This window comes from uncultured Sphingosinicella sp. (genome assembly GCF_963974575.1).
GTDB lineage: Bacteria > Pseudomonadota > Alphaproteobacteria > Sphingomonadales > Sphingomonadaceae > Sphingosinicella.
The window spans coordinates 114280-126011 of the sequence record NZ_CAXBBQ010000010.1; the positions used below are offsets into that span (position 1 = coordinate 114280).

The window sequence follows — 11732 nt, forward strand, 5'->3', positions numbered from 1 at the left end:
CAACATATGTCACTACGACTGTCAATTTATCGCGTCTATTGCGCAAAACGTGAGGGTCTGCCGAGGCAGTAGAGCGCGCGGCCGTTCATGTTGAGCTGGAGGTGCGGCAACAGGCGCTGGCCACGGCTCCTGTTCCCCGGATCGGAACAGAACGGCCCCCGGCTATCGTCGCCGCCCGAGAGCGCAGCCTCGTCCGCATAGCCGGAAAGCGTATGCAGCGTGGGCGTCAGCGCAATCGAAACAAGGCCGCCGAAACCGTCGCTGCCGCTCAGGCTGCCGGGCACGTGCAGGATGCGGTCCTGATCGTAGGGCGGGATCAGGTGGCCGGTCACGGTGAGCGTGCCTGGCGTGTAAGCGAGCACATAATTCGGCGCCGATCCGCCCGACGCTTCGATCGCATATTGTCCGACGAGGGATTCGCCTGTCGCGTCCGTAAGCAGCGTCACACCACTCACCACCGAGGCGTCGTCGCCATCGGCGAGGCCGATCAGGTGATAGGTGAGGGCCGGATTGGGCAGGAAGCGCGCGCGAGACTGGTCGTCGACAACCACCGTCAACGCCTTCGCGGAAACGTCCGTCGTGAGGCCGTCGAGCAAGCCATCGTCCAGAGCGAGGTCGTAATTGCCCGCATCTTCGCCCGACAGCGAAACCCCGCCCACGGTCACGCTCTTGCCGGTTCCGGCGTTGCGATCGGCGGCCAGCGCCTCGTTGGCGGTTTTTCGGCCATTCGGCCTGATTGCGGACCCTGTGCCGTCCGACCGGAAATTATGCAATCGTACAATTGTCGCAGATCGGCTTTCCGGGCGGGGGGTCGGGTCCGGGTTGTGAATTCGGTGTCTCTCATCGGGCGAACAGATGAAGATGTGCATGGGCGCTTTATAGCATTGCTTGCATTGCCCTGTGAATCCTCTCAAATTCCGGGCAATTCCGGGGAGGTTTCGCCCATATGGACGGGCTGGTTCTGTTCGCGATCGCCGCGGCCTACGTGTCCGCGTTGTTCGCGCTCGCCTACTGGGCGGAAAACCGGCGCGGCCGCTGGCTGAAGCCGCGCTACCGGATTCCGGCCTACACGCTCGCGCTCGCGGTTTATTGCACGAGCTGGACGTTCTACGGCGCGGTCGGCAGCGCGGTGGCGGACGGCTGGCTGTATCTGCCGATCTATCTCGGGCCGATCCTCATCTATCTGTTCGGCCGGCGTTTCCTGGAACGTCTCGTCGAAACCGTCCAGCGCGAGGGCGCCACCTCGATCGCCGATTTCATCGGCTCGCGTTTCGGCAAGAGCCGTACGGTCGCGGCGCTGGTCACGCTGCTCGCGCTGCTCGGCACGATCCCCTATCTCGCGTTGCAGCTGCGCTCCGTCGGCACCAGTTTCGCCGAGTTCACCGGCACCGGCAGTCCCGGCCTCGTCATGGGATTTACCGCTGCGATGCTGGCGCTGTTCGCGATGTTGTTCGGCACGCGGCGTTACGAGGCGGCGGGCCGCAACGACGGCGTTCTCTTCGCCGTCGGCGTTGAATCGCTCGTGAAGCTCACCGCGCTCGTCGCGGCGGGCGTGTTCGCGGGGGTGATGTTTATGGGCCTCGAAGCCCCGGTCCGCGCGTCCGGCCTCGCAGCGCTCGGCGAGAACTTCGCGCCCGCCGGAATCGGCATCGAATTCCTTGTCGTCACGCTGCTGTCGATGGCCGCGATCGTCTGTCTGCCGCGCCAGTTCTACATCGGCGTGATTGAGGCTGCGTCCGTTCAGGATGTCCGCCGCTCGCGCCTGCCGTTTGTCGCCTATCTCGTCGTCACGTCGCTTGTCGTCATCCCGATCGCCCTTGCCGCGACCGCGCTCGTTCCGGCGGGCACCAGCGCGGATTTGCTCTTGCTCGACATGCCGCTCGCCGCAGGGGCGGATGCGCTCGCCATCCTCGTCTTCATCGGCGGCTTCTCGGCGGCAACGGGCATGGCGATCGTCGAATCCGTCGCGCTCTCCACGATGGTCTCAAACGATCTCATCGCGCCGCTTCTGCTGCGCAGTCCGCGCTGGGCGAACGATGCCAATCTCGGCCGCGTGATGCTCACGATCCGGCGCATCGTCATCGCCTCGGTGATGGCGGGCGCGCTTGCCTACACGCAGATCATTCCGGCGGGCGAGCGGCTCGCCGCGATCGGCCTTATCGCGTTCGCGGCGATGGCGCAGTTCGCGCCAAGCCTCGTGCTCGCCGTCAGCCGCGCCGGGCGCGATGCGACGGCGGCGAAGGCGGGGCTTTCGACCGGCCTTGTGCTCTGGGTCTACACGCTTTTCATCCCCGCCGTCGTCGGCGCCGAAGGCATCGCGCCGCTCGCCGGAACGCTCGCCGATCCCAACGCGCTGCTCGGCATCGAAGGGCTCAGCCCGCTCGTCCACGGCACGCTCTGGAGCCTCGGGCTCAATATCGCGGTTCATGCGATCGTGGCGGCGCGGCGTATCCGTTCGGCGCGCGTGTCGTTCGATTTCGGGGATGGCGTGGCGCGCGTGTCCGATCTCGCGGGGCTCGCCAATCTCGTGGAGCGCTTCGTGGGCACCGAGCGCACGGCGGCTGCGTTCGGCGACGCGCCCGCAGGTGTTCCGGTCGGGCGTGCGTCCGCGCAGATGGCCGAGCGCATGATCGCGGGCGTCGTCGGCGCCCCGTCCGCGCGCGCGCTTGTCGCCTCGGCGCTTTCGGGATCGACGTTCACCGCAAGCGACGTTGCGCTGATGCTCGATGAAAGCAGCGGCAGCCTGCAATTCTCGAAAGATCTGCTCGCCGCCACGCTCGAACATATCGATCCGGGTGTCAGCGTGATCGACAGCGATCTCAATCTCGTGGCGTGGAACAGCCGCTATCTCGACCTGTTCGAGTATCCGCCCGGCATGGTGCGTGTGGGGGCGCCGGTCGCCGAGCTCATTCGCCACAATGCGCTGCGCGGCGAATGTGGCCCCGGGGAGGTCGACGATCATGTGCAACGCCGCCTCGATCACATGCAGCGCGGCAGCCGCCACAGTTTCGAACGCGTTCGCCCCGATGGCCGCGTCATAAAGACCGTCGGTGGCCCGATGCCGCGCGGCGGCTACGTGATGTGCTTCACCGATATCACGGCAGAGGCCGAGGCGCGCACCGCGCTCGAACAGTCGCGCGCTGAACTTGAAATCCGTGTCGAACAGCGCACTGCAGAGCTTTCGCAGGCCAATGTCGCGCTTGCGCAGGCAACGCGCGAGAAGACGCGTTTCCTTGCCGCCGCAAGCCACGATCTGCTGCAACCGCTGCACGCCGCCCGGCTGTTCGCCGCCGCGCTCGACCGCGAGGTGAGCGGCGGCAGCCATGTGCTCGTCGATCGCATCGACCAGTCGATCGATGCCGCCGAGCAGCTTCTGCGCACGCTGCTCGACATCTCGAAGCTGGATGCAGGCGGCTTTATCCCGACGATCACAAGCTTCCCCTTGAAACCGCTCCTCCTGGAAGTCGCTGAGACCTTCCACCCGATGGCAGCCGAAAAAGGCCTGACGCTCCGTATCGGTGGTATCGATGCGACGCTCGAAACAGACCGTACGCTGCTCCGCTCGATCGTCCAGAATCTCCTCTCGAACGCCATCCGCTATACAGCCCACGGCGGCATCGTCGTCGGCGCCCGGCGGCGCGGCGGCCGGGCCCGCATCGATGTCGTCGATACCGGCGCAGGCATTCCCGAAGACAAGCAGGATCTGATCTTCCGCGAATTCGAGCGCCTCGGCACGGGTGGTGAGGCGGGCGTCGGGCTCGGCCTCGCCATCGTCGATCGCGCCGCCCGCCATCTCGGTGCGAAGGTCGATCTTGCATCGGTGCAGGGCAGGGGCAGTCGCTTCAGCGTCACCTTCGACCTCGCGGACGCGGAGCCGCCGCTGCGTGAGGATGACAAGGCCGTTTCGGTGATAGACGCGGCGCCGCTGCATCTCCTCGTCGTTGATGACGATCTTGCTGTCTGCGAGGCGATGACCGTGCTCGGCACCAGCCGGGGCCACCGTGTCACGACCGCGAACGATCCCGAGGCTGCGCTTGCACAGGAAGGCCCGTTCGATGTTGCGCTCGTCGATTTCCAGCTCGGTGCCGACATGGACGGTATCGATCTGATCGCCCAGCTGCGCGCGCGCCATCCCGGCCTCCGCGCCGCGCTCGTCACGGCGGACCGCAGCCCCGAAACGCCGCGCCGCGCCGCCGCGCTCGGCATTTCCGTGCTCGCAAAGCCGCTTGCGGCGACGACGCTCGATGCGTGGCTTGCGGGCGCGGCGGAAGAAACCCGCGCCGCCTGATCAGTGTTTGATACCGATACCAAGCGCGCGTGCCGCAAGCGCCGCCTGCGTGCGGTTGCCGACGTCGAGCTTGCGCAGGATCACGGTCATGTGCGCCTTCACGGTTGCCTCGGTAATGCCGAGGTCGAAGGCGATCTGCTTGTTGAGCCGTCCGTCGAGAACGCCGAGAAGCACACGAAGCTGGGTCGGCGTCAGTGCCGCGACACGCGCTGCGACATCGTCGAGTTCGCCGCTCGCGGGCGCGGCGATGGTTTCCCCGGCAAGCGCGTTCGCAATGGCCTTTTCGATCGTGCCGAGGTCACTTTCCTTGCTGACGAAACCCACGGCGCCGAAGCGCCGCGCCTCCGCCGCCGCGGTCGAAGCTTCCGCGCTTGAGACCACGAGGATCGGCACGCCCGGCCGCTCGGCATGGAGCAGCGCAACACCTGAATAGCCGGTCGCGCCCGGCATGTTGAGATCAAGCAGGATGAGCGCGATGTCCGCGTTCGCCTCCGCCGCGCGCGACGCCGTGTCGAGCGTTCCCGCCTCGATGATGCGCGCGGCTGGGCGGACGCGGGTGGCAGCGAGCGAGAGCGCCTGTCGAAACAGGGGGTGGTCGTCCGCGATCAGGATGCTCTCGCCTGCCATGCAGGTTCAACTCTGGCGATTGCCGACGAGGTTCGCAACCACCGAAGGATCGGCGAGCGTCGAGGTGTCGCCAAGGTTGGAGACGTCGCCTTCGGCAATTTTGCGCAGGATGCGCCGCATGATCTTGCCCGATCGCGTCTTGGGGAGGCCAGCCGCGAACTGGATGGCGTCCGGAGTCGCGATGGGGCCGATCTCGCGGCGCACCCATTGCACGAGTTCACGGCGCAGGGCATCGTCACCGGTCTCGTTGGCGTTCAGGGTCACGTAGGCATAGATGCCCTGGCCCTTGAGGTCGTGCGGCATCCCGACGACGGCCGCTTCCGCGACCTTCGCGTGCGCGACAAGTGCGCTTTCGATTTCGGCGGTGCCCATACGATGCCCGGACACGTTGATCACGTCGTCGACGCGACCCGTGATCCAGTAATAGCCGTCGCCGTCGCGGCGGCAGCCGTCGCCGGTGAAATACTTGCCCGCGTAGGTCGTGAAATAGGTCTGGAAGAAGCGCTCGTGGTCGCCCCAGATCGTGCGTGCCTGTCCCGGCCAGCTATCAGTGATGACAAGATTGCCCTCGGCGGCGCCTTCCAGCACCACGCCCTCTGCATCCACGAGTTCCGGCTTCACGCCGAACAGCGGTTTCGTCGCACTGCCGGGTTTCAGATCGGTTGCGCCCGGCATCGGTGAAATCATCGCGCCGCCGGTTTCCGTCTGCCACCACGTATCGACGATCGGGCAGCGGCCTTCGCCGACGACACGGTGATACCATTCCCACGCCTCCGGGTTGATCGGCTCGCCCACGCTGCCGAGCAGGCGCAGAGACTTGCGGCTCGTCCGCGTCACCCAGTCGTCGCCCTCGCGCATCAGCGCGCGGAGCGCCGTCGGCGCGGCGTAGAAGATCTCCACCTGGTATTTGTCGATGATGTTCCAGAAGCGGCTGAAGTCCGGGTAGTTCGGAACGCCTTCGTACATCAATGTCGTCGCGCCGTTCGCGAGCGCGCCGTAGACGACATAGGTGTGGCCCGTCACCCAGCCCACGTCCGCCGCGCACCAGAAGACTTCGCCGGGGCGATAGTCGAACACGTACTGATGCGTCATCGATGCCCACACGAGATAGCCGCCGGTGGTGTGCAGCACGCCCTTGGGCTTTCCGGTGGAGCCGGACGTATAGAGGATGAACAGCGGGTCTTCGGCGTTCATCGCCTCGGCCGCACAGTCCGGCGTGGCGGCGGCAACGGCATCGTGATACCAGATGTCGCGGCCGTCCTTCATCGCGATGTCCGCGCCGGTGCGGCGCACCACGATCACCGTTTCAACGCTCGTGCAGTGCGTCAGCGCTTCGTCGACATTGGCCTTCAGCGGCACCCGCTTGCCGCCCCGCAGGCCTTCGTCGGCGGTGATGACGAGCTGGGAATCGCAGTCGGTGATGCGCCCGGCGAGGCTGTCGGGCGAAAAGCCGCCGAACACCACCGAATGGATCGCGCCGATGCGCGCGCAGGCGAGCATGGCGGCTGCGGCTTCCGGGATCATCGGCAGATAGATCGTTACGCGGTCGCCCTTGCGGATACCGTTCGCCTTCATCGCGTTCGCCAACCGGCACACTTCGTCGTGCAGCTCGCGATAGCTGATGATGCGGCTGTCGTCGGGGGCGTCGCCTTCCCAGATAATGGCGATCGCGTCGGGGCGCTCAGCCATGTGGCGATCGATGCAGTTGGCGGAGACGTTGAGCGCGCCGTCCTCGAACCACTTGATGCCGAAGTCGGCCTCGTTGAATGACGTGTTCTTCACTGCTGTGAACGGCGTCATCCAGTCCAGCCGCTGCGCCTCGCGTTTCCAGAAAGCGTCGGGATCGCGCGCCGCTTCCGCATAAAAGGCGTCATAGATGTCCGGCTTGATCATGGCGCGCGCGCGCCATTCGGCCGGCACGGGGTATGTCGCGGATGCGCCGGTTGCGGATGCGGCAAGACTGGCCATGATGATTTCCTCCCATTCTGTTTGGGGCAGCACATAGGGCAGGGGCACCCCGCCGCGCATCCTCGACCATGGTCGTAGCCGCATTCGACCATCGTCGGGGTGTTCCTGCTGCCCGGCCAGCGCGATGCTCAGCAGCGTCGGCACAGTCCTGTCAGGGGATCGGCCGCCACTGGGAGGATTGCCATGACCACGCGTTCGCGGCCCGGCCTGTGCGCCGGCGTTGCCCTGATCGCCCTCGTCGCCGGGCCGGCCTTCGCCGAAACCCCCGACATTGAAGCGCGCATGAGCGCGATCGAGAGCCGCATGGCGGCGCTCACCGGCGAACTTGAAGCCACCCGCGCGGAAAACGCCTCGCTCCGTAGCGAGCTCGCCGAAACCCGCGCCAAGGCATCGCCGTCACCTGCGGACGGTTTCAAGGTCGGCGGCACCACCATCAAGATCGGCGGCTTCCTCAAAACCGTCGCGACGTTCAGTCGCTGGGACGATGGCGACGTCGCGGGGAATTCGCTCGGCCGCGATTTCTATCTGCCGCAGGCGATCCCCGTGGGCGGCACGCGTGAATCCACCGACAGCGATTTCTCCGCGAAGCAGACGCGCCTGTGGCTGAACCTCTCGACCGACGTCTCCGGCCACACGCTGAAGGGCTATCTCGAAACCGATTTCCAGACCTCTCCCGGCACGCAGGGGTCGGAGCGCACGACAAACGGCTACAACCTCGCGCTGCGCCGCGCCTGGGTCCAGTTCGACAATCTCCTCGTCGGCCAGGACTGGTCGACCTTCCAGTATGTCGGCGCACTCCCGGAGAGCACGGATTTCGTCGGCCCCACCGAAGGCACCGTCTTCGTCCGCCAGCCGCTCGTCCGCTACACGGCGAAGTTGACACCTGCCCTGGCGCTCAGCGTCTCCGCCGAAAACGCCGAGTCCGCGACTATTTCGTCTACTTCCCCCACCCTTACGGAAAACGACGACGATCGCCTCCCCGACTTCGCGGCACGCCTCACCTACACCGCCCCCTTCGGCGAACTCTCTCTCGCCGGACTGTTCCGCCAACTGTCGGTCGATAACGGCACCGTCTCCGACAAGGCCGCCGCCTGGGGCATCAGCGCCGCTGGCAAGATCATGTTCGGGCCGGAAAAGCGCCACGACCTACGCTTCATGGCAACCTACGGAGACGGCATCGGCCGCTACGTCGGCCTGAACTTCGCCCCCGACGCGGTGTACGACAGCCTGACGGGGAGCGAGCTGGAAACGGTGAAGACCTTCGCGGCGCTCGCTGCCCTGAAGCTCGGCTGGACCCCAACGCTGCGCTCCACCTTCATGGCCGGCTACCAGAACGCCAGCTATCCTTCGCCGGCGCCGCTCACGGCGAACGACAAGGCGTGGAGCCTTGCCGCAAACCTGTTCTGGTCGCCGGTGAAGGCGCTCGATCTCGGCGTCGAATACCGCCACGGCGAACGCGAGTTGCTGAACGGACTTGCAGGACAGCTCAATCGTCTGGAATTTGCAGCCAAATATAATTTCTGAGGGAGAGGGAACAGGGACATGGCAACCGCTTACGACAGCATCCCCAAGCACCATAAGGCGACGCAGAACGAAAAGCTCGTCATCGCCGCATCGTCGCTGGGCACCGTTTTCGAATGGTATGATTTCTACCTTTACGGCCTTCTGGCGCTTTACATCTCGTCGCACTTCTTCTCGGGCGTCAACGAGACCACGGGCTTCATCCTCGCGCTCGCAGCGTTCGCGGCGGGTTTCGCGGTGCGGCCGTTCGGCGCCATTTTCTTTGGGCGCATCGGCGATCTCGTGGGGCGCAAGAACACGTTCCTCGTCACGATGGGCATCATGGGTCTGTCGACGTTCGCGGTCGGCCTGTTGCCTTCCTATGGCACGATCGGCGTGGCCGCGCCCTTCATCCTTGTTGCGCTCCGTCTGCTGCAGGGCCTCGCGCTCGGCGGCGAATACGGCGGTGCGGCGACATATGTCGCCGAGCACGCACCCAACCACAAGCGCGGCCTCTACACCAGCTGGATCCAGACCACGGCGACGCTCGGCCTGTTCGCCGCGCTCCTCGTCGTCATCGGCATCCGCACCTTCATGGGCGAGGAAGCCTTCGCCGACTGGGGCTGGCGGATTCCGTTCCTCGTTTCGATCATCCTGCTCGCGGTTTCGATGTGGATCCGCATGCAGCTTTCCGAAAGCCCGGTCTTCCAGAAGATGAAGGACGAGGGCACCACCTCGAAGGCGCCGCTCACCGAGGCATTCGGCAAGTGGGGCAATCTGAAGTGGGTACTGATCGCGCTGATGGGTGCGGTCGCGGGGCAGGCAGTGGTCTGGTACACAGGCCAGTTCTACGCGCTATTCTTCCTTGAAAAGACGTTGAAGGTGGACGGCGCGACCGCCAACATCCTCATCGCGATCGCGCTTGCGCTCGGCACGCCGTTCTTCATCTTCTTCGGCTGGCTGTCCGACAAGATCGGCCGCAAGCCCATCATCCTGACCGGCTGCCTGATCGCGGCGCTCACCTACTTCCCGTTGTTCGGTGCGCTCACGAAGGCGGCGAACCCGGCGCTTGCGGCAGCGCAGGCGGCGGCTCCGATCAGCGTGACAGCAAATCAGGACGAGTGCTCGTTCCAGTTCGATCCGATCGGCAAGAACAAGTTCGATAGCTCAAGCTGCGACATTGCCAAGGCCTATCTCGCGAAGGCCGGTCTCAACTACAAGAACGTGGAGGCGCCCGCGGGTACCGTCGCCGAAATCCACATTGGCGGCACGACCATCGCGGCGCCGAACGCGGCCGCTGTGACGGGCGCGGACCGCGCGGAGGCGATTACCGCCTTCCAGGCCCAGGTGAAGAGTGCGCTCGGCGATGCCGGCTACCCGGCTGCTGCGGACCCGGACCGGATCGACAAGCCGATGGTGGTGGCGATACTGTTCTTTCTCGTGCTGCTCGTGACGGCGGTGTACGGCCCGATCGCGGCGCTTCTGGTGGAGCTGTTCCCCAGCCGCATCCGTTACACCTCTATGTCGCTGCCGTATCACATCGGCAACGGCTGGTTCGGCGGCTTCCTGCCGACCACCGCCTTCGCGATGGTCGCGGCGACGGGCGATATCTACTACGGCCTCTGGTATCCGGTGGTGGTGGCAGTGATCACGCTCGTGGTCGGGCTTCTGTTCCTGCCGGAAACCTTCCGCCGCAACATCGACCAGTAAACGTACCCCACGTGAAACCGGGCGGCGATGGCAGCATCGCCGCCCATTTCTTGCCCGCTTGACTCCGACAAGCGGCCCGCCTAAGTCACGCGCCTTCGCAAGCGGCTCTGCCGCCCGTGGCCCCTTCGTCTAGCGGTCTAGGACGTCGCCCTCTCACGGCGAAAACACGGGTTCGAGTCCCGTAGGGGTCACCAGATACCGTCCACGGACGTCCATTTTCGTCCGCCAAGTGACTGGTTTTTCTGCATTATTTTTGCTATGGTGTCCGCAGGAGTTCGGGCAAATCGATACCATGCCGCGTCAAGTTCATGGTACTTTTCTTGGTATCGAGTTGCCCTCCTGAAGGAGGTACCATGCGACTTTCGGCGCTGGCGGTCCGCAACGCGAAATCGCGCGAGAAGCCCTACAAGCTCGGCGACGGCGGCGGGCTCTACCTGCTTGTGAAGCCGAGCGGGACGCGTCTGTGGCGGATGAACTACGCGTATATGGGGCGGCAGAACACGTTGTCGTTCGGAGAGTGGCCGCTCATTGGCCTCGCCGAGGCACGTGAGAAGCGGGAAGAGGCCAAGCGACACCTCGCCGCCGGGCTCGACCCCTCCGAGGAGCGCAAGCTGGAGCAGATGCGCGCCGAATTTGCCGCGAGCAACACGTTCCGTGCCGTTGCCGAGGAGTGGTTCCTCAAGAACGAGCGCGAAGGCCTATCGCCGGTCACGCTCGCAAAGAACCGCTGGCTTCTCGACAAGGCCTACGTGACGCTTGCGAATCGGCCGATCTGCCAGATTGGGGTGCAGGAAGTGCTTCTGGTGCTCCGCCGCATCGAAGCGGCAAAGCACTATGAAAGCGCCAAGCGGATGCGCAGTGTCATCAGCCGCGTGTTCCGCTATGCCATTGCCACGGCCCGCGCTGATCGGGATGTCGCGGCGGACCTGCGTGGTGCTTTGGTGACGCCCAAGGTCAAGCATCTTGCTGCGATCACCGATCCGGCCGAGGCGGGTGTTCTTATGCGGGCCATCGCCGGCTACGCGGGTCATACCATCACGAAAATTGCGCTGGAGATGTCCGCGCACATGTTCGTGCGGCCGGGCGAGCTGCGTCAGGCCGAGTGGTCTGAGTTCGACTTCGACAGGGCGCTGTGGGTGCTTCCGGCCGAAAAGATGAAGATGCGCCGTGCGCATCGCGTGCCGCTGTCGCGGCAGATGCTGGCACTTATCGACCAATTGAAGCCGCTCACCGGGCACGGTCGGTATGTGTTTCCGTCGTTTCATACACCGCGCCGCCCGATGTCGGAAAACACCGTGAATACGGCGCTGAGGCGTCTGGGCTACGCTCAGGATGAGATGACGGCTCATGGGTTCCGGGCGATGGCGGCAACGCTGCTGAACGAAATGAGCATCTGGAACGCCGACGCCATCGAGCGGCAACTGGCCCACATGGAGAACAACGGCGTACGACGAGCCTACACGCGTGGCGAGTACTGGGAAGAGCGCGTGCGCATGATGCAGCACTGGTCCGATTACCTTGACCGGCTCCGTGATGGCGCAAAGGTCATCAAGGCGAAGTTCGGAGCGGCCTGAATGGGCCGATGCACGAACCCGCTGCGCGGGAGTGGTGCTAGTGGTGAGGTAACAGCAACGCCGCG

The 11732-nt window shown here is 65.2% G+C and carries 7 protein-coding genes and 1 tRNA gene; 5 read left to right on the forward strand and 3 right to left on the reverse strand.

Features of this window, described 5'->3' with window-relative positions:
• Positions 1-35 precede the first annotated feature (35 nt).
• Positions 36-869, reverse strand: coding sequence for an MBG domain-containing protein (locus AAC014_RS16360; protein ID WP_339710608.1), 834 nt, complete (start codon positions 867-869; stop codon positions 36-38).
• 77 nt (positions 870-946) lie between these two features.
• Here AAC014_RS16360 and AAC014_RS16365 point away from each other — a divergent pair, with 77 nt between their 5' ends.
• Positions 947-4288, forward strand: coding sequence for a PAS-domain containing protein (locus AAC014_RS16365; protein ID WP_339710611.1), 3342 nt, complete (start codon positions 947-949; stop codon positions 4286-4288).
• Here the strand turns inward: AAC014_RS16365 and AAC014_RS16370 are convergent, their stop codons facing one another.
• Together AAC014_RS16370 and acs are read right to left on the reverse strand one after the other, a co-directional pair.
• The gene (locus AAC014_RS16370; protein ID WP_293782562.1) at positions 4289-4915 is read right to left on the reverse strand and encodes a response regulator transcription factor; all 627 of its coding nucleotides are present in this window, start codon (positions 4913-4915) and stop codon (positions 4289-4291) included.
• Between the two features lie 6 nt (positions 4916-4921).
• On the reverse strand, positions 4922-6883 hold the full coding sequence (gene acs / locus AAC014_RS16375) for an acetate--CoA ligase (protein WP_339710615.1): 1962 nt from the start codon (positions 6881-6883) through the stop codon (positions 4922-4924).
• 183 nt (positions 6884-7066) lie between these two features.
• Here acs and AAC014_RS16380 point away from each other — a divergent pair, with 183 nt between their 5' ends.
• The 4 genes from AAC014_RS16380 (at position 7067) to AAC014_RS16395 (ending at position 11667) form a co-directional block, all read left to right on the forward strand.
• Positions 7067-8407: a DcaP family trimeric outer membrane transporter gene (locus tag AAC014_RS16380; protein ID WP_339710617.1), complete on the forward strand. Its 1341-nt coding sequence runs from the start codon at positions 7067-7069 to the stop codon at positions 8405-8407.
• 18 nt (positions 8408-8425) lie between these two features.
• On the forward strand, positions 8426-10093 hold the full coding sequence (locus tag AAC014_RS16385) for an MFS transporter (RefSeq protein WP_339710620.1): 1668 nt from the start codon (positions 8426-8428) through the stop codon (positions 10091-10093).
• Positions 10094-10211: 118 nt separating this feature from the next.
• A tRNA-Glu gene (locus AAC014_RS16390) sits at positions 10212-10287 on the forward strand.
• 159 nt (positions 10288-10446) lie between these two features.
• A complete protein-coding gene (locus tag AAC014_RS16395) occupies positions 10447-11667 on the forward strand; it encodes an integrase arm-type DNA-binding domain-containing protein (protein WP_339710623.1) in 1221 nt (406 codons plus the stop codon).
• The last annotated feature ends 65 nt before the right edge of the window (positions 11668-11732 follow it).

What these genes read in the sequence shown, in the direction of transcription:
- AAC014_RS16365 (WP_339710611.1), top strand. Translation starts at nt 947, where the DNA reads ATGGACGGGCTGGTTCTGTTCGCGATCGCCGCGGCCTACGTGTCCGCG.
- AAC014_RS16380 (WP_339710617.1), top strand. Translation starts at nt 7,067, where the DNA reads ATGACCACGCGTTCGCGGCCCGGCCTGTGCGCCGGCGTTGCCCTGATC.
- AAC014_RS16395 (WP_339710623.1), top strand. Translation starts at nt 10,447, where the DNA reads ATGCGACTTTCGGCGCTGGCGGTCCGCAACGCGAAATCGCGCGAGAAG.
- AAC014_RS16370 (WP_293782562.1), bottom strand. Translation starts at nt 4,915, where the DNA reads ATGGCAGGCGAGAGCATCCTGATCGCGGACGACCACCCCCTGTTTCGA.
- AAC014_RS16385 (WP_339710620.1), top strand. Translation starts at nt 8,426, where the DNA reads ATGGCAACCGCTTACGACAGCATCCCCAAGCACCATAAGGCGACGCAG.
- acs (WP_339710615.1), bottom strand. Translation starts at nt 6,883, where the DNA reads ATGGCCAGTCTTGCCGCATCCGCAACCGGCGCATCCGCGACATACCCC.
- AAC014_RS16360 (WP_339710608.1), bottom strand. Translation starts at nt 869, where the DNA reads ATGCACATCTTCATCTGTTCGCCCGATGAGAGACACCGAATTCACAAC.